Origin of the sequence: Thermosipho globiformans (assembly GCF_003990895.1) — a bacterium.
Taxonomy (GTDB): Bacteria; Thermotogota; Thermotogae; order Thermotogales; family Fervidobacteriaceae; genus Thermosipho; species Thermosipho japonicus.
The window spans coordinates 15,058-32,423 of record NZ_BHXD01000012.1 but is presented as its reverse complement, the minus strand read 5'-3'; the positions used below and the strand labels follow the sequence as shown (position 1 = coordinate 32,423).

Here is a 17,366-nt window from a genome sequence, read left to right as displayed (position 1 = left end):
ATATTTGCGATTTAATGGTACTCCATAACGAAAGGACGGTGAGTTTATGTTTCCATTGTATGATACCATTCCAAGTAGAAAAAAACCGTATGTTACATATACTATTATATTTATAAATATCGTTGTATTTTTATATGAACTAATGCTTAATAACGCCGAGCTTCAACAATTTTTCTTCAACTATGGTGTAGTTCCACTAAGATATACCCACGTATTAACAAATAAAATAAAGTATGTTTACCAATGGAATCTAATAGAAAATATAATCTATTCAAACCCTATTTTTCCTTTTGTCTCCCATATGTTCGTACACGGTGGATGGTCACACATACTGGGAAACATGTGGTTTTTGTGGATTTTTGGTGATAATGTTGAAGATAGGATGGGACATTTTAACTACCTTCTTTTTTATTTAACAGGTGGACTATTTGCATTATTTTTCCACATGGCCTTCAATCTTTTCTCTCCTTACCCTCTTGTAGGTGCATCAGGCGCTATTTCCGCAGTTATGGGAGCATACTTTGTTAATTTTTGGTATTCAAAAATTGTCTCCCTGGTAATATGGTTTGTTCCATTTTTAATCGAAATTCCCGCATTTATTTATCTTTTTATTTGGTTTACTATACAAATTCTAAATGGAACATTATCTAACATAACAGGTTCAGGTGTTGCATATTGGGCTCACGCAGGTGGTTTCATATACGGAATGATTATTGGTAGTAGGGTAAGGAGGAGGTATTATATATGAAAAAAGTGGTAATATTAACAACCGGTGGAACAATTGCAATGGTTAAAAATGAACAAGGTGTAGTCCCATACGACAAGGGTAGTGCTTTGATAAGTGAAATACCTTCGCTCAAAAATCTCGGTGTTAAAATTGAAGTCAGAGAATTTTCAAATATACCAAGTCCTCATATGACTCCACAGAAAATGTGGGAGCTTTCAAGAACTATAGATGAAATTCAAAAAGATGATGATGTTATTGGTGTTGTTGTAACCCATGGTACAGATACACTTGAGGAAACTTCTTATCTTTTAGACTTGACTTTAAAATCTGAAAAACCTGTTGTTTGTACAGCAGCTATGAGAAATATCGGAGAACTTGGAACAGATGGTCCAAGAAATGTTTATTCTTCTGTATTAACAGTTTTATCTCCGCAAGCGAATCAAATGGGGGTAATGGTTTGTTTAAACGATGAAATCCACGCAGCAAGAGAAGTAACAAAAACTTATACAAGCAACGTGGCAACTTTTGACTCTCCAGGCTATGGACCTTTAGGAATTGTTGATGAAGATAATGTCATATTTTACAGAAAATCTCTTACAAGGGAAAAAATTTTAGTCGATAAAATAGAAGAGAAGGTGGCACTAATAAAGACTTTTACTGGAGACGATGGAAGACTATTAAAATATGCTGCAGAAATAGGTTACAAAGGAATAATACTTGAGGGATTTGGAAGAGGAAATGTTCCACCATTAGTAGCAGAAGCGGTTGAGGAAATTGTAAAAGAAAAGAAAATACCTGTAATAATTACCTCAAGATGTTTTAAAGGTAGAGTATACCCTGTGTATGGATATGATGGCGGAGGAGCTGATTTGAGGAAAAAAGGTGCTATTATGAGTGAACATCCAATAGGACAAAAAGCAAAGATAAAATTGATGGTTGTCCTTGGAAAAACAAATAACTTAGACGAAATAAGACAGTATTTTGAACCCAACATTTCAAGGAGGATTATACTACATGAAGGATAAAGATTTAAAGGCTGCTTTTTTTGTTGGAATATACGCTTTAATTTTTCTTATTTTCTGTATTATTTTCGATACAATTCTAAATATCTTTGTTTTTACATTAATGTCTGTTTTGATTGTGAATCTGATCGCTAAATTCTTTAAACTCATTAAGATTTCTACAAAGAGTTCCATAATTTTGGGATTGATAATTTACTTTTTCATAATTATTTATGGTATAATATTAATAATCCCATCTGTGGCTCAACAATTTGGAGAATTTATTGCTACAATAAATTCGGTCTTTGAGAATAAAGCATGGGAAAGTTATCTAGAGAACAACCCCGAACTTCTCAGCGGAGTAAATGACGTTATGAATTGGGTAAGGCCAAAATTGAATGATCTGACAACTTCTCTGCTAAATAACGTAGCAAAAGGAACGCCTACATTTTTTATAACTATATTCTACTCAATCCTACTTACAATATACATCCTACTGTACTCTTCATGGTTAAAAAACACATTCCCTAATTTATTCCCGAAAGATATTAGAAACGATGTAGCAACTTTCTTTGACAAAGTATACTCTACTCTCTCTAATTTTGTAAACGTTGTGGTAATTAATGCGGTAATAACAGCTATAGCTTTTTATATCGTGTCATCGTTTTACTTTAAGGAAATTGCAGCTATATTGTCATTTTGGGCAGGTATAACAAATTTGATACCAATAGTTGGAGTATTTTTTGAGTATGTACCTGTGTTTTTATTTTCACTAACACTCGGCCTAAAAGGATTTATAATTGTAAATATTTTTGTTATAGCTATTCATCTTGCACTTTTCATAATTTTTGTAAATGTTATGAAGATGAATCTTAACTTGAATCCTGTTTTAATGATAATTGCTATAATAATTGTTAATCAGATATTTGGGCTTGTTGGTACCTTCTTTGCTGTTCCACTTTTGATATTTGTTGTTGCATATTGGGAAAAATTTGTAAAACCAAAATTTGAAATTTAATTTTTGGAGGTGGTTTATATGAAAAGAATTATTTATTTAATAATCTCTTTTATAGCTTTAACTTTTCTATTTTGGTCCTGTGGATTGAGAATTCCAAATGAACTTCCTAAAAATATTGAAGTCAAGTATACAAAACACGTAGAGTTACCTATAACAACATTTAAATTTGAAACAAAAGATATCACTAATAGTTTAGTTAATAGCATGCAAGAACAAGGTATTAGTGTTATTAATGGTAATCCCGTAACATTGCAATACGCTACAAACATAGAATTTTCACCAAAAGATTTGCTAAATGATTTTGAACAACAAATCAACAGCTTTTTGGAAAATTTTAAAAATAGTGTAAGTCTTTCATTCTCTGCTGATCAAGCCTTTGATATTGTTGCACAATCAACTGCGATCACTTTACCTAATGTTCCATCACTGACAGGAGAAATTAACTTAGATCCTATATCTTTTAATGACTTATCTCTATTATCACTTAAGATCCCATTAAGTAGTTCTCAAAGTTCTGTGTCTACTGATGTAACATTTGAAACAGACAAATTTTCTTCTATACATTTTAATGCAGGAAACGTAATTTTAACAAGCACTAACCCTGATCTTGAATTGGGAATAATAATATCTGGTAAAGAATTTAAAAACAATGATTCTGTTGCAAATTTAACACTGGAAAATGGCCAAACAATAACATTAGTCGGAACATATACAGGTTCAGAAGTATATACTACAGCAGATGTTGAAGTAAAACTCGTCAATTTAAAAATTGACAAAGGAACAGGTATAAACAGTATAAATTCCAAAGTAACAATAACACCTATATCCTTAAACGCACTCGATACTAAAGAATATCAGATAAAACTTTCTGGAAATGTTTTATCTGACTTTTTAATTAACGCTACAAATTTGAATTTAGAAAAAGAAATCGTTATTAAATCCGAAAGTCAGATCATTGCTTCAGGAAGCCCTGTAACTTTCGACGAAAGTAAATCAATAAGTTCTACGATTCCTCTTACAATAGAAGCTACATTGACACTTTCGGGAAGTAGTGTAGATTTAGATATTTCAAAACCGATTACTTACTCAATTATTCCAAATACCTCAATTACAGAAATACAAAATTACCCAATTAACTTTAGACAAACTATAGAGCTTCCAGCAAATTTGATTGAAACAAAAATAGGAACAGGCACTGTTAATTTAGAATTTAGTGGGCTCTCAGATCTACAAGTTACTGGAAGTGTTTTTGATAGCACGACTACTAATTCAATAACATCTTCAGGTACAATAGCATACATAGATTTCTCAGGCATTTCTCTGCCGGCTACTATAAATCTACAAACTATCTCAGGAAAAATTACAGGCAATCAAATTTCTTTTTCTGGGCTCTTATCTGATGATTTTGAAATTGAACAAGCAAAAATTTCAAACGAATTTTTAAATTCTTCAAAGCAAAACTTATCATTTGAAATTCCTACTGAAGTTAAAGATTTTCTAAATTCTGTCGATGCAACTATTGTAATAAACATGGATTATGCAGCAACTAATATATCTGACTTAAAGTTAATTGTCCAATCGAACTTCTTTGAAAACAAAGAAATTCTACTCAGCGATTCTGGAAATGCTACAATAAGTAATAATATAAACACTCTTGATTTTAACTCCCTAAGCCAAATAAACATTTCTATAGAGGCAACCGGAACACCTATAATAAGGAATATAAAAAAGGGAAAAACTTATGGTATTGATTTGACAATTTCTATTCCGAATTTTGATCTCGACAATTTCAACGTAAAATCTCAAAAATTAGAAATATTACCACAAACTACACTCGTTGACTTATCAACAATGGATGCTTCTGATATTCTTTCTAGCCTTGATATAGATATTGACATGCCCTTAAAATTCGTAGCAACAAACACTTCAATAGATGCAACCTTAAGTTTATTATTATCTAATAAAAAATTTGAAATTGCATCAAATAGTGGAACTGTTAACATAGGTAATTATATTGAACAATTGCTTAGAAATGCTTCACCTATCACTATATCAGCATCACTTGTGACAAGTGATGGGGTTTTAACAAAAGATTCTATCTTTGGTTTTGATGCATTAGTATCTATACCTCTTGCCGGAACACCAACAAAGAATATTGAATTGTACAATAGTTCTAACGATAATTCGTTAGACTTAAGCAACATTTCTCCATTGGTTAATATAATTGACTCAGCAACAATCACGTTTGCTAAATGGGAAAATTCAACTGGATTAGAAGCAAAAGCTTCAATTAACGGAAAAGAACTCTTAATTGGAAAATCCACACCAACAATTTCTTTAACAAAGACAGAATTAGAAGGATTAATAAATTCTCCAAATATTGCTATTTACTTACCTAAAGATAATTTCATACAATTTAATTCAGAAGGTTTTATTGATATTGCACCGTATTTAATATTAGATTTGAAAGTTGCAACAAACGTTACATTTGAAGGAGGGATGTAATTATGAAAAAGATGACCTTGATATTCTTATTTGTGCTATCTATTTCAATTTTTGCGAGTGTTTTAAATCCTTTTGGAAATTATACAAATCCTGGTCTTGTGCTAGAACAGAATTTCTATCTTGCTGGTGCTAACTTTTATTTTGATTTGTTTTTTAAACAAGACCTATTAACAATTAAAGATTTAAATATATTACTTAATCAAGGAATATTAAATTTAAACAATATAAAAAAGATTTCATTTTATTCATCAGTTAACAGCTCAGCATACGGAACATTTAAACTTGGAGGTTTTGCAGTTTCTCCTTTCTTTAATGTTGATGGAAATCTTGGATTGTTCATTCCAGATGAAATTAAAAATTTTATTCTCAACAAAGACATAGAAATAGATAAAACATATAAATATCAATTAGATGATAGAAAAAGATTTTTGCTTGCAAATTCTTTTTCAAACATTGGCTTAACAATAAACGTTGGAAAAATCTTTATCGCTCCCTATTTTTATGTCCCTATACTATATACACCTGTTAAAAACGATCAACAAACATTATATTTCAAATACACTTCTTCATCATCTCCTGCAAAAATCTATTTTAATCTAGACAGCAAAGCAAGTATATATTCAATTTTACCGTTGGATCAAATATCTTCTGATAATTTTGACTTAAATAACTTTATCAATTCGCTCGACACGAATGACTTAGGCATTTCTCTTTCATTAGGATATAATTCGGATAACTTCGGCTTTTCCATAAACAACGTAAAAATAAAACCATCTACTGCAAAATACAGAACTACTCTTACTATGCTTGCTACCTTAACATATGAAGCTTCCAATTTGGATATATCTCCAAATTTTGATGCAACTACCACGCTAGAAAATTTTCAAGAAAACGGCATTTCTGTTTTTGAAGTTCCTAATATAAGTGCATATTTACAAACTTCCGGAAAAACTATAAACCTTGGCGTTAGAGGAAATTATGTATTAGATGAAACAAATCTCAACTGGAAAGCAGGATTATTTGTTAATGGTAACTTTAAAATTCTGTATCCTTATTATTTTATTGATTATATAAATCCAGCAAAAGCATTTGTACACACTATTGGAAGCGAGTTTGATATTCACATTATTTACTTAAATGTTAACTTAAAACTCATTTCTCACGATATCTCACCATTCAGTGCAAACTCATTTGGTTTGAGTTTTAGCTTTGGCTTCGGTATCTAGACTATACAAACAATTTTATTTATGATATACTTATTCTGAACAATTTTTAAAGAGGAGAGTTGAAGAGTATGCATGATCACCATCACGAACATAAGCATGAACACGAACATTTAGAGGCTTTTACACTTTATGATGAAGAAGGAAACGAACACAACTTTATACTATTAGCCGAAATTGAAAATGAAGGTTCAGATTATTGGGCTTGTGAAGAAATATTTGTGGAAAACGAAGAAATAACAGATTTTGGAGAACTTTACATATTCAAAAAGACCGTTGATGAAGAAGGAAACGTATTCCTTGATACTATCGAAGACGAAGATGAATTTAACAGAGTTGCAAAAATGTTTGAAGAAATGTCCGACTTTGAGATAGTTGATGATGAAAACGAAGATATTGACAATTAAAAGTTAATTTGTTAAAATATTTTCAGGTTGCAGGCGTAGCTTCAAGAGGTGGAGCGCCTCCTTGGTAAGGAGGAGGGTGTGGGTTCGAGTCCCACCGCCTGCTCCAAAAGGCCTCTTTTAAGAGGCCTTTTTGTGTTATAATATATAAGGAGGCTTTTCTTTTGAAAATACTCTTTTCCTTAGTTCTGACTTTATCCATTACAATTTCCATATTTTCATATACTGTATATTTTGAAATAGAAAACTTAGAAAAACTTGAAGATGACATATTTTTAGCTGGTTCTTTTAATAGTTGGAAATATGGTGATCCAAATTTCAAGTTTGAATTTAAAAATGGAAAATATATCCTAAAGACTGAACTTTCTGGGATTATAAAATTTACAGTAAATAGAGGTAGTAAAGATAAATCTGAAATTGGAAGTGTCAGAATTGCACGTATATTTAAGGATAATATTAAAATAAAGTTATTTGTAAAAGGATTTAGTGATATGAAAGGAAAATTAATAAAATATGAAAATTTTTATTCCCCACAACTAAAAAATTTTAGAGATATTATTGTATATATCCCACCAAAACACAAAGAAAACCTTCCAGTAATTTACATGCACGATGGGCAAAATCTATTTGATAAAAAAACATCTTTTATAGGAATAGAATGGAAAATAGATGAAACATTAGATGAATTAATAAATAAAGGAAAAATTGAACCAATCATTGTTGTTGGAATATACAACACAGAAAATAGACTTTATGAGTATAGCCCATGGTATGATGAGAAATTTAAAGCTGGTGGTAAAGGTGATTCCTACATAAAATTTATCGTTGAAACACTCAAGCCCTTTATTGACAATAATTTTAAAACAAATAAAGAGAAAATTTTCATTGGTGGCTCATCTATGGGGGGGTTGATATCTTTATATGCCTTGGCAAAATATCCAGAAATATTTTCAGGTGCAATTGTAATGAGTCCTTCTTTGTTTTTTGCAAACAGGAAAATTTTTGAATATATAAAAGATAATCCTCCAAAAGGAAAAATCTATATGGATGTAGGAAAACTTGAAGATAAAGAAATGGTAATACTTGCAAACAAAATGAAAGAACTTTTAAACGATTTTTCTGTTAAAATTTATTTTAGAATAGATGAAAATGGAAAACACAATGAATATTTTTGGGGTAAAAGATTTAAAGATGCTATAATAAAGATTTTAAACGATTAATCGGGAGGGATGTATATGAAAAAATTAGTTATTACTATTATACTATTATTTAGCATTTTACAATTTGGAATCAGTTTATTAAATCCTTTTGGCCCAACTATTTTTCCAGTAGCACCTATCCTTGGCGAAAAAGTAAAAGGAGAAGTTGGAATTTCAATTGAGCTTTGGAAAAATCTAGATGAAGTAATCTCAAAGGTATCATCAAATTATTCAAAGTTTGTAGTACTTCCAATTACAACGGCAGCAAATATATATTCAAGCGGAGTAGATATAAAATTAGTTGGTGTACATGAATGGAAAGTTTTTTATTTAATTGCAAACGAAGACTTTAAAGATTTAAGTTCACTTAAAGGAAAAACAGTATATTCTGCTCACGGCCGTGGACAAACAGTTGATGTTTTACTTAGATATCTTTTGGTACAAAACGGCCTTAAACCAGATGTTGACGTAAAATTTGCATATGCGGCTCCTCAAGAAATTGTAGCACTTTTTAAATCAAAGAAAATAAATTATGCAGCTCTTCCAGAACCCTTTGTATCAATGTGTCTTGATAGTGGAAAAATAGTTCTTGACTTCCAACAAGAATGGAATAAAATATCAAATTCATCATTAGGTATTCCTATTGCAGGATTATTTGTAGTAGGTAAAATTACAGAATTTGAAAACGTAATCAATGATGTTGAAAAAACATTCAAAAAAAGCGTTAAATATGCAAATAGTCATATAGATGAAGCACTTGAAATTACAAGTAAATATCTTCCTATTCCATCTGTTATTCTAAAAAAATCACTGGAAAGAACAACATTTAAATATATACCAATTAACGAATGTAAAAATGAAGTTCATTACTTTTTGAAAACAATGCATGAGCTTTATCCAGAAGGCATTCCACAAGTACCTGACGAGGGTTTCTATCTAAAATGAAATTTTTATACGGACTAATTTTATTCATCCTTATTTGGTGGATTTTTTCGATAATAATAGATTCTCAACTCATCCTCCCTACACCAATCTCTGTAGGGAGGGTTTTTATTGATCTTGCCCAAACCAAAACCTTATGGTCTTCTCTGCTTTCAACAGTACTTAAAGGTATTATTGCACTAATAATTACAATCATTCTTGGTTTTTTCTTTGGCTTTTTAATGGGAATATTTGATGTGCTATACGAACTTTTTAGACCTGCATTTACTATTTTTCAATCAGTACCTGTAATATCCTGGCTTGTTTTAGTAATATTTGTTTGGGGGATTGGTTTTAAAGGACCAATTGTAATATCTGTTCTATCACTTCTTCCAAACACGACCTTTGCAATAGCTCAAGGAGTCAAAAATACTGACAAGAAACTAATTGAAATGGCATATGTTTATAATGTTCCAAAAAAAAGAATAGTAAAAGATATCTACATAGGCTCAGTAATCCCGTTTCTATTTACCGCACTAGAGGTCATCTCTGGAAACATATGGAAAGTTATAATAGTCTCTGAATATCTAGCAGGGAATGAAGGCATTGGTGTTCAAATTGCTTGGGCAAGACAATATGTAAACGTTCCAAAAGTATATGCTTTAACTATATTTGCTATACTCCTGGGAATATCTTCAGAAAGGCTAATAAAATTCATTATAAAAAGGAAGGAATTTTATTATGCTTCTTAAATTAGAAAACGTCTCCAAAAACTTTAGAAAATTATGCATTTTTAAAAACATAAACCTTTCAATCTCAAAAGGAGAAAAAGTTGCCCTTCTTGGACCCTCCGGATGTGGTAAAACTACACTTTTGAGGATAATAGCAGGTCTAGAGAATGCCGATGGAAAAATTGAGAAAAATTTTGATAAAATAGGATATATCTTTCAAGAACCAAGACTAATCCCATGGAAAACAATATATGAAAATCTCAAATTTGTATCTGAAGATAGTAAAAAGATTGATAATATTCTTAAATCTCTAAAACTATATGAATTTAAAGATTATTATCCTATTAAACTTAGCGGAGGTATGAAGCAAAGGGTAAATCTTGCAAGGGCACTACTTATTAAACCAGAATTACTATTACTTGATGAGCCATTTTCATCTCTTGATATCCACATAAAATGGAATTTAATAAAGGATCTAAACACTCAAATAGATAAAAATCATATAACTACTATTCTTGTAACTCATGATTTAAAAGAAGCATTAATGTTATCCGATAAAATATACGTTCTTTCAAACAGACCTGCAAAAATCATTAAAGAGTTTTTAACCAGTCAAATCAATGAATCTGACCTGTCAAATGAAATTATTAAGTTGTGGGGTGGGTAAAAATGTACATTCACAAGATTAAAAAGACTGGGAATATGAAAGTTGATGCTTTTGTTTTAACTGACAACTTATCAGAAATATCCGAAGCAATTGAACAACTTAAAAACGTGGCTTCTCTTCCAACTATAGTGAAAGCCGCTTATGCAATGCCTGATATTCATTGGGGGTATGGATTTCCGATTGGAGGTGTTGCTGCTTTTTCTAACATAATAAGTCCTGGTGGTGTAGGCTTTGATATTAACTGTGGAGTTAGATTGCTTAAAACACAAATAGACTATAATGACTTTAAAAAATATATAGAAAGCACTATTAAAGAACTCTATGATGTAATACCTGTTGGAGTTGGAGCAACATCAAAAAAATTTGATAAAAAATCTTTTAAAAAAATAATAGAAGAAGGCACCAAAAGAGCAATTGAAATGGGATATGGGCTTTCTGAAGATTTAGAATACATTGAAGACTTTGGAAAAATTTCTCCTGCAAGTATGGAAGACATCTCTAAAACAGCATATGAAAGAGGCAGAGAAGAACTAGGTACACTTGGTGCTGGAAATCACTTTATTGAAATTCAAAAAGTTGAAGAAATATATGATGAGAAAAAAGCAAATATTTTGGGGCTTTATAAAAATCAAATAGTAATAATGATTCACACAGGTAGCAGAGGTTTTGGACACCAAATTGCAACTGATTATATAAAGCTGATGAGAAATTTAAACAGCGACCTTCCAGACAAACAACTTGCTTACGCTTATTTTGATAGTGATCTAGGGCAAAAATATTATTCTGCGATGAATTGTGCGGCAAATTATGCGTTTTCTAATAGGCAGATTATCACACATTACATAAGAAAAGTTTTCTCCAAATATTCAAAAGTTGAAATCGTATACGATGTTGCACACAATATTGCAAAAGTTGAAATACATGACAATCAAAAGGTAATAGTTCATAGAAAAGGTGCAACAAGAGCGTTTGGGCCAAACAATCCAGATATTCCTGAAAAATATAAATCCATCGGCCAGCCTGTTTTAATTCCTGGCAATATGGGAACTGCTTCGTATGTAATGGTAGGGACAAACAAAAATTTTGCATTCTCTTCCACAGCTCACGGAGCAGGAAGAGTTTTAGGCAGAAGACAAGCTTTAAAAAAACTTAGTTTAAACCAAGTCCTTTCAAATCTTCAAAAAAGAGGTATAATAGTTAAAAGTAAATCTAAAAAAACAATATTAGAAGAGGCTCCTGATGCTTATAAGAAAATAGACAGAGTTGTTGAAATTGTAGACAAATTAAATCTTTCTAAAAAAGTTGCCAAATTAATTCCTCTGGGGGTTATTAAAGGATGACCAAAAACGAATCTTTATTAATAGTGGAAGGGATATTTTCAAATTTTTATTTTATTCTGACTCAGGGAGTTGTTTTTACCTCTATTGCACTTTTCTTTAATTTTAATGAAGTGCTTTTGGGTATAACAGCTGCCTTTCCTATGGTATTCCAACTACTTCAAATAGTCACTCCTTCTATTATAGAAAAATTCAAACACCGTAAAAGACTTTTAATGTTATTCAATTCGTTCAAGCTACTTTGGTTTGTTGTTGTCATTTCAATAATGCTTGGTAAAAAATCCCCAGTAATTTTAATACTTACATTTGCAATTTCACAAGCTTTTACTTCATTGGCAGGGAACACCTGGTCTTCACTTGTTTCGGATATAATTCCTTCTGAAAAAAGGGGAAGATATTTTGGTATTAGAAGTGTTTTAATTTCTTTTTCAACACTGCTAATTTTCTATCTATTTTCATATATTATAGACAATGTTCCTGAACCATATAATTATATATACGTAATTTCAATAACGTTAATAGGAACAATTTTGGGACTTATATCGTTAATTCCCGTAGATGATCCACCTTTAAAGAGTTTAGGAACTATTAGTGAATTAAAAGAAGTTTTTAGTGAAAAAAACTTCTTGAAACTAGCATTTGCAAATATGTATTGGAATTTTATCTTATTATTAACCGCACCATTTTTTTCATACCATCAGCTTAAAAACCTTCATATTCCCATGACATATATAAGTTATGCAACTATAGTAATGACACTTATATCCATGCTTTTCTATTTCATATGGGGAAAAATGAGTGATAAATTAGGTAATAAAACTATAATGGTCTCTGGTATCCTTATTGTATCATTTACGCCATTTATATGGATACTAATGAATGAAAAATATTGGCCAATTGCAATGGGACTTGATGCCGTAATATCTGGGATAGGCTGGGCCGCCATAAACCTCTCACTATTAATACTTCCAATGGAAGCTGCAAAGAGAATATCCCCTATGTATTTTGCAGTATTTGGTTTTTTTGGAGGACTTGGTGGACTTATAGGGTCACTCTCAGGTGGATACTTTGCCGCAATATTTAACAAATACAATTTTTATATCAATGACTATCATATATTTGGTATACAAATTTACTTTGTAATTGAAGGTATACTTAGGCTCCTTGCAATTCCAATATTTGCATCTGTTAAAACGCAAAAGTATGTTTCTCCAACTCTCTTTGTATTTAATGTACTGAATGTAATTTCAAGACGACCAACACAAAAAATATATGAAAATGCAAAAATTGAAAGTGCTTATATATTAAAAAAAGTTCCTCTAAAAAAGGAAAGAGTAAAAAGATGGTGGTAGTATTTTAAATTTTAATGTATTTGGTATCAAATTTGCTAGAAAATTGTTTTGTATAAAAAGAAGGTTATATATTTTATCTTTGCATCCAATCTTTAATACGCCATATAAATATCAGACCTAAAAATATTGGAATATAATAGCTAAAAAGTCTCCACAAAAGTATAGCACGAGAAATTATAGACGAAGAAATTATCCCTCTTAAAGATAGTTGATACATCCCCTCAATTCCTCCTGCTGCGCCAGGAGTAGGGGCAAAATATGCAACCGTGTTTATAAGTGATAAAATTCCCACCAGTCTCAAAAAAGAAATATCCATATGTGCAAAATGTTTGAACATGAGATAAAATGGCACGGCATGTAAACAAACTATAACAAACCAAAAGGCCGTATCAATCAAAACTATGTATGCATTCTTATTCCACATATTAAAGACACTTTCTTTTAGATTTGAAAGCCAATTTTCTAACTTTGTCAAATCCAGTTTAAATAATTTTGATAGCGGTTTTATTAAAAAGCGAAAGATTTGTGGGAAAAACATGAAAATTAAAATCGCTACAGTCAATGCAACTTGAACTATAAAACCAATTAAAATTATAACTTTACTAACATTTCCAAAATTCAAATTTTTAAATGCATATTTAAAAATCCAAACATCCAAAATTATATTTACAACAAAAGTCTCAAATAACCTAGTTGAAATAAAATTTGTACCATCTTCACTCTTAACTCCCAATTTTGAAAGATGATAAATCTGAAAAGGCTGCCCTCCAACATAAAGGGGCGTAATGTAAGAAAAAAAGTTACCAAAAAAATAATTCTCAAAGCAATCTATATACCTTACTTTGTATCCAAGAACCTTTAAAAAAATTTTTGTGCTAAGCCCTCCAATTAGGTACATTAAAATATAACCTACTAGCGTATAAACAAATATATATGCTGGTATATTTTTTAATCCAGATATATCACCTTGAAAAAATTGTATGGCAATTATTATTCCCAAACTAAGTACAATTGCAATTATTGCGTTTAATATTAATTTTTTCTTCATTCTTTCTTTTTACCTCCCAAAAGGAGTAAATATCCGGACATGCCAAGTGAAGAAATAAAATAACCAATCACAAGTATGTACATCCCCAACTTAACTTGACCAAACAAAGGTAAAAAGAAAAATGCCAACATTTCATAATCCATCCAGGTCGGGACAGGTGAAATGTAGTATCCTTCTACTTTCTTTTCTTTTTTGAAATCTTTAAAACTTTCTTTTGCTTTAGGATAAAGCCAAAGACCTGCTGAAAATGAAACAAGCCATATAAATAATATTAATAACCATCTCTCATCTAAAGTACTTTTATACAAGTACCATGAAATCCCTGCAGTACTCCCAACAAGTCTTAAAGAATCTGTCCAAACTTCAAGTATTACTCCAAGCATAGACGTTTTATTTAATGCCCTTGCCGAAGGGCCATCAATAGCATCAAATAAAAACGCAAGAAAATAAAAGACAGCCCCTTTAACAAATAATCCTTTTGAAAAATCAACAATAGAAAATACTGTAAAAATTCCAGATAAAATACTGATATAATTGGGATGTATCTTCAAAAAGTTAACATTAAGCCAAACAAAAAGTGAAGCCACTCTATCAACAAAAACGTAACAAATTGGTGCAGCTGGAGTATCAAAATACTTCATAACCTCTTTATATCTCATCTTTTCACCTCAAACCCATTAAGATGATTTACAATTCTATAGTAATCTTCTATATAATCTACTTCTCCCCAGAATAACCCCTTAATATCTTTAACATAAACATTTCTCTCATTAATGAAAGAATACAAAACATTTTCCCACCAAAGATCGTACTTTTCTTGAGAAACCAAAAGTTCTAATCTTTCTCTAAACTTTTCCTGAAATTCCTTTCTTATTATAGACACACCTACATATTCTCCTGAAATTTTTTCAGGCAAAAGCTCTTTTCCGTGATCTTTTAGTATATTATCCTCTACATAAAATAAATAATCACCTTCTTCTTTTCTAGAAGAATCGTACAACATTAAAATGTCTTCTTTTGAATTACACAAAGTTTTCAAAATTTCCTCATCCCAGTAAACATCGGCATTTGCAACTATTATATCTTCTTCCCCAGAAAATTCATCCTTTGCAAACCAAAGTGAAGCTATACTATTAGTAACAGAATAAAAAGGGTTATAATAAATTTTAACTTCATCAAGTATTTCTAAAAATAATTCTCTTTTATAACCTAAAACTACCGAAACATCTATGTTATTATGCTTCAACATCTCAATCGTTCTCAATATAAGTGGTTTACCTTTTATATCTACAAGAGATTTTGGAATATTAGATATCTTTCTAGAAATTCTTGTCCCTTTTCCTGCAGCAAGAAGTATAGCTTTCATTTTACCATCCTTTCTAGATATGATACTAAAACTTCATTATCCTTTTTTGTAAGATTACCTATGTGTCCGATTCTAAGAAGCTTGTCTTTTAACTTTCCTCCACTTGGTGTCACATATATTCCTTCCTCTTTTAGTCTTAAAAATATATCAAATGCATTGTCAACTAAAATTGGCGTTAGTGCATTTGAAAGTGGGTAATCTGGTATCTTTACAAGTGATTTAACACTTTCTCTAAAATGATGTGCAAGACTTTTTGATTTTAAAATATAACTTTCTATCCCATTTTCTTTTATACTCTTTAATTTTGCATATAATTGATAAACAATTGAAACGGCTGGTGTAAACGGTGTTTGTCCTCTTTCCATGTTTTGAAAGTAATCTTTTAAGTCAAAATACATACTTTTAACTTCGTTTTCTAAAACTTTTTTATAAGCTCTATCACTTAAAAACAAAAATGATAACCCCGGAGCAAGAGCTAAAGCTTTTTGGGAACTTAAAATCACACAATCAACATTATACTTTTTCATACTAAATTCATCGGCTAAAAAAGAACTAATTGCATCAACAACAAGCATCATGTTATTCTGACGGCAAAATTCCGATAAAAGTTCTATATCATATAGTTGTCCTGTAGATGTTTCATGAATATTTACTAAAAGCCCCGTATAATCTTTTCCATTAAATTTTTTAAAATGAGCTTTTGTAAGTTTTTCACCAAAGGATAATTTAATTTCATCATAACTAATTTGGTGAATTTTACAAAGCTTAGCAAATCTATCCCCGAAAGTTCCTCCGTTAATCACAAGTACTTTATCTTTGTTTGAAAAAATATTCATAACAGCTGCTTCCATTGCACCCGTACCTGAAGCAGTCAAAATTGCAAATTTTGAATCTTCAGGTGCATCTATTACCTCTTTAAAAATATCCTCTATCTCCAACATCATTTTAGAAAATTCAGGTGTTCTAAAATATGGTATAGGCTTTCCGCCTATATCTAAAATTTCTTCTTCCATCTCAACAGGACCAACGGTAAAAAGTTTAATAATTCCACCCCCTATTTTTTAAACCATTCAATAATTGTTTCTGCAACCTCTTCTTTTTCTATATCATTTGTCATTACATGTCCTGTTTTTTTAAAGATTTTCAACTCTTTACTTTTTGAAGAAACGTTGTTATAAATGTAATGCGCAGCTTCTAACGGAACCGTCAAATCCTTTTCTGATGCAAGAATTAAAATATCAGAGTTTATATATTTTAATCTTTTTCTAGCAATTTTCATTAATTTATACAAATACTTTGCCTGAAGTGGCCAATTATATGACCAATATTCTTTTGAAAGATACTGCAAATCTTTATTTTCATAAGTTCCGTTATATCCTTCCCTTTTTATTTTCTTTAAAAAAAGAGAAATATATGGAGTTAACGCTATCTTTTTTTCAGTAGTAAAAATTGCGCCTGCAATGCTAACAATCTTTCTCGGATTAAAAATACTTGCAAGAATTAATGTTAATACGCCTCCCATGGAAAGACCAGCTACATAAACTTCTTTACACTTTCCAGATAAATCAAAATAACTGTCTATGACCCTTCTAAGCCAATCTCTGTGATTACTTTTTAAAAAATCTTCGCTTGATGTACCATGGCCAGGAAGTCTTGGAACATAAACGGTAAAACCTTGTTCATTTAATTTTTCTGCCAAAAATTTCATATCATGAGGACTGCCAGTATAACCATGGATAAGTAAAACACCTATACCGTTATTCCCCTCAAGAAAAATTGGTTGTGATACTTCCACCGTTTTTATATTAGTGCTAAATTTTAATAAATTCATATAATTCCCCCTCAAAAATTTTATATACTCTATTAT

General features: G+C 30.6%; 17 protein-coding genes and 1 tRNA gene. 13 read left to right on the top strand and 5 right to left on the bottom strand.

Annotated features, from left to right (window positions below):
- The first annotated feature begins 46 nt into the window (after nucleotides 1–46).
- The 13 genes from EO083_RS08305 to EO083_RS08245 all read left to right on the top strand — a co-directional run bounded on the left by EO083_RS08305 (nucleotide 47) and on the right by EO083_RS08245 (nucleotide 13,085).
- The gene (locus EO083_RS08305; RefSeq protein ID WP_126993760.1) at nucleotides 47–748 is read left to right on the top strand and encodes a rhomboid family intramembrane serine protease; all 702 of its coding nucleotides are present in this window, start codon (nucleotides 47–49) and stop codon (nucleotides 746–748) included.
- Nucleotides 745–1,752, top strand: a complete 1,008-nt coding sequence (locus EO083_RS08300) for an asparaginase (RefSeq protein WP_126993758.1) — start codon at nucleotides 745–747, stop codon at nucleotides 1,750–1,752. The genes EO083_RS08305 and EO083_RS08300 overlap by 4 nt, the downstream gene beginning before the upstream one ends.
- The gene (locus EO083_RS08295; RefSeq protein WP_126993756.1) at nucleotides 1,742–2,746 is read left to right on the top strand and encodes an AI-2E family transporter; all 1,005 of its coding nucleotides are present in this window, start codon (nucleotides 1,742–1,744) and stop codon (nucleotides 2,744–2,746) included. The genes EO083_RS08300 and EO083_RS08295 overlap by 11 nt, the downstream gene beginning before the upstream one ends.
- Nucleotides 2,747–2,764: 18 nt before the next feature.
- The gene (locus tag EO083_RS08290) at nucleotides 2,765–5,251 is read left to right on the top strand and encodes a hypothetical protein (RefSeq protein WP_126993754.1); all 2,487 of its coding nucleotides are present in this window, start codon (nucleotides 2,765–2,767) and stop codon (nucleotides 5,249–5,251) included.
- 2 nt (nucleotides 5,252–5,253) lie between these two features.
- The gene (locus tag EO083_RS08285; RefSeq protein WP_126993752.1) at nucleotides 5,254–6,477 is read left to right on the top strand and encodes a hypothetical protein; all 1,224 of its coding nucleotides are present in this window, start codon (nucleotides 5,254–5,256) and stop codon (nucleotides 6,475–6,477) included.
- A gap of 68 nt (nucleotides 6,478–6,545) precedes the next feature.
- Nucleotides 6,546–6,881, top strand: coding sequence for a DUF1292 domain-containing protein (locus EO083_RS08280; RefSeq protein ID WP_126993750.1), 336 nt, complete (start codon nucleotides 6,546–6,548; stop codon nucleotides 6,879–6,881).
- 29 nt (nucleotides 6,882–6,910) lie between these two features.
- Nucleotides 6,911–6,987: transfer RNA gene (locus tag EO083_RS08275), tRNA-Thr, on the top strand.
- A 55-nt stretch (nucleotides 6,988–7,042) separates the two neighbouring features.
- On the top strand, nucleotides 7,043–8,098 hold the full coding sequence (locus EO083_RS08270; protein ID WP_126993748.1) for an alpha/beta hydrolase: 1,056 nt from the start codon (nucleotides 7,043–7,045) through the stop codon (nucleotides 8,096–8,098).
- A gap of 15 nt (nucleotides 8,099–8,113) precedes the next feature.
- Nucleotides 8,114–9,022, top strand: coding sequence for an ABC transporter substrate-binding protein (locus EO083_RS08265; RefSeq protein ID WP_126993746.1), 909 nt, complete (start codon nucleotides 8,114–8,116; stop codon nucleotides 9,020–9,022).
- Nucleotides 9,019–9,750 (top strand): ABC transporter permease, encoded by a 732-nt coding sequence (locus EO083_RS08260; RefSeq protein ID WP_126993744.1) that lies wholly within the window; start codon nucleotides 9,019–9,021, stop codon nucleotides 9,748–9,750. Before EO083_RS08265 ends, EO083_RS08260 begins: the two co-directional genes overlap by 4 nt.
- On the top strand, nucleotides 9,740–10,396 hold the full coding sequence (locus EO083_RS08255; RefSeq protein ID WP_126993742.1) for an ATP-binding cassette domain-containing protein: 657 nt from the start codon (nucleotides 9,740–9,742) through the stop codon (nucleotides 10,394–10,396). The genes EO083_RS08260 and EO083_RS08255 overlap by 11 nt, the downstream gene beginning before the upstream one ends.
- A gap of 2 nt (nucleotides 10,397–10,398) precedes the next feature.
- Complete coding sequence (locus EO083_RS08250; protein WP_126993740.1) at nucleotides 10,399–11,736, top strand: RtcB family protein; 1,338 nt, start codon at nucleotides 10,399–10,401, stop codon at nucleotides 11,734–11,736.
- Nucleotides 11,733–13,085, top strand: coding sequence for an MFS transporter (locus EO083_RS08245; protein WP_126993738.1), 1,353 nt, complete (start codon nucleotides 11,733–11,735; stop codon nucleotides 13,083–13,085). The genes EO083_RS08250 and EO083_RS08245 overlap by 4 nt, the downstream gene beginning before the upstream one ends.
- Nucleotides 13,086–13,158: 73 nt before the next feature.
- Here the strand turns inward: EO083_RS08245 and EO083_RS08240 are convergent, their stop codons facing one another.
- The 5 genes from EO083_RS08240 to EO083_RS08220 are packed head-to-tail and all read right to left on the bottom strand — an operon-like array spanning nucleotide 13,159 to nucleotide 17,330.
- Nucleotides 13,159–14,133 carry a lysylphosphatidylglycerol synthase transmembrane domain-containing protein gene (locus EO083_RS08240; protein WP_126993736.1) on the bottom strand — a complete coding sequence of 325 codons (975 nt, stop codon included), beginning with the start codon at nucleotides 14,131–14,133 and terminating at the stop codon, nucleotides 13,159–13,161.
- Complete coding sequence (locus EO083_RS08235; protein ID WP_126993734.1) at nucleotides 14,130–14,792, bottom strand: CDP-alcohol phosphatidyltransferase family protein; 663 nt, start codon at nucleotides 14,790–14,792, stop codon at nucleotides 14,130–14,132. Before EO083_RS08235 ends, EO083_RS08240 begins: the two co-directional genes overlap by 4 nt.
- Nucleotides 14,789–15,499, bottom strand: a complete 711-nt coding sequence (locus tag EO083_RS08230) for a phosphocholine cytidylyltransferase family protein (protein ID WP_126993732.1) — start codon at nucleotides 15,497–15,499, stop codon at nucleotides 14,789–14,791. Before EO083_RS08230 ends, EO083_RS08235 begins: the two co-directional genes overlap by 4 nt.
- Complete coding sequence (locus EO083_RS08225; RefSeq protein WP_126993730.1) at nucleotides 15,496–16,512, bottom strand: pyridoxal-phosphate-dependent aminotransferase family protein; 1,017 nt, start codon at nucleotides 16,510–16,512, stop codon at nucleotides 15,496–15,498. Before EO083_RS08225 ends, EO083_RS08230 begins: the two co-directional genes overlap by 4 nt.
- Nucleotides 16,513–16,553: 41 nt before the next feature.
- Complete coding sequence (locus tag EO083_RS08220) at nucleotides 16,554–17,330, bottom strand: alpha/beta hydrolase (RefSeq protein ID WP_126993728.1); 777 nt, start codon at nucleotides 17,328–17,330, stop codon at nucleotides 16,554–16,556.
- Nucleotides 17,331–17,366: the final 36 nt, after the last annotated feature.

Coding starts and splice junctions, on each gene's coding strand:
- EO083_RS08230 (WP_126993732.1), bottom strand. CDS start 15,499: ATGAAAGCTATACTTCTTGCTGCAGGAAAAGGGACAAGAATTTCTAGA.
- EO083_RS08290 (WP_126993754.1), top strand. CDS start 2,765: ATGAAAAGAATTATTTATTTAATAATCTCTTTTATAGCTTTAACTTTT.
- EO083_RS08245 (WP_126993738.1), top strand. CDS start 11,733: ATGACCAAAAACGAATCTTTATTAATAGTGGAAGGGATATTTTCAAAT.
- EO083_RS08225 (WP_126993730.1), bottom strand. CDS start 16,512: ATGGAAGAAGAAATTTTAGATATAGGCGGAAAGCCTATACCATATTTT.
- EO083_RS08265 (WP_126993746.1), top strand. CDS start 8,114: ATGAAAAAATTAGTTATTACTATTATACTATTATTTAGCATTTTACAA.
- EO083_RS08235 (WP_126993734.1), bottom strand. CDS start 14,792: ATGAGATATAAAGAGGTTATGAAGTATTTTGATACTCCAGCTGCACCA.
- EO083_RS08305 (WP_126993760.1), top strand. CDS start 47: ATGTTTCCATTGTATGATACCATTCCAAGTAGAAAAAAACCGTATGTT.
- EO083_RS08285 (WP_126993752.1), top strand. CDS start 5,254: ATGAAAAAGATGACCTTGATATTCTTATTTGTGCTATCTATTTCAATT.
- EO083_RS08250 (WP_126993740.1), top strand. CDS start 10,399: ATGTACATTCACAAGATTAAAAAGACTGGGAATATGAAAGTTGATGCT.
- EO083_RS08240 (WP_126993736.1), bottom strand. CDS start 14,133: ATGAAGAAAAAATTAATATTAAACGCAATAATTGCAATTGTACTTAGT.
- EO083_RS08295 (WP_126993756.1), top strand. CDS start 1,742: ATGAAGGATAAAGATTTAAAGGCTGCTTTTTTTGTTGGAATATACGCT.
- EO083_RS08280 (WP_126993750.1), top strand. CDS start 6,546: ATGCATGATCACCATCACGAACATAAGCATGAACACGAACATTTAGAG.
- EO083_RS08260 (WP_126993744.1), top strand. CDS start 9,019: ATGAAATTTTTATACGGACTAATTTTATTCATCCTTATTTGGTGGATT.
- EO083_RS08220 (WP_126993728.1), bottom strand. CDS start 17,330: ATGAATTTATTAAAATTTAGCACTAATATAAAAACGGTGGAAGTATCA.
- EO083_RS08300 (WP_126993758.1), top strand. CDS start 745: ATGAAAAAAGTGGTAATATTAACAACCGGTGGAACAATTGCAATGGTT.
- EO083_RS08255 (WP_126993742.1), top strand. CDS start 9,740: ATGCTTCTTAAATTAGAAAACGTCTCCAAAAACTTTAGAAAATTATGC.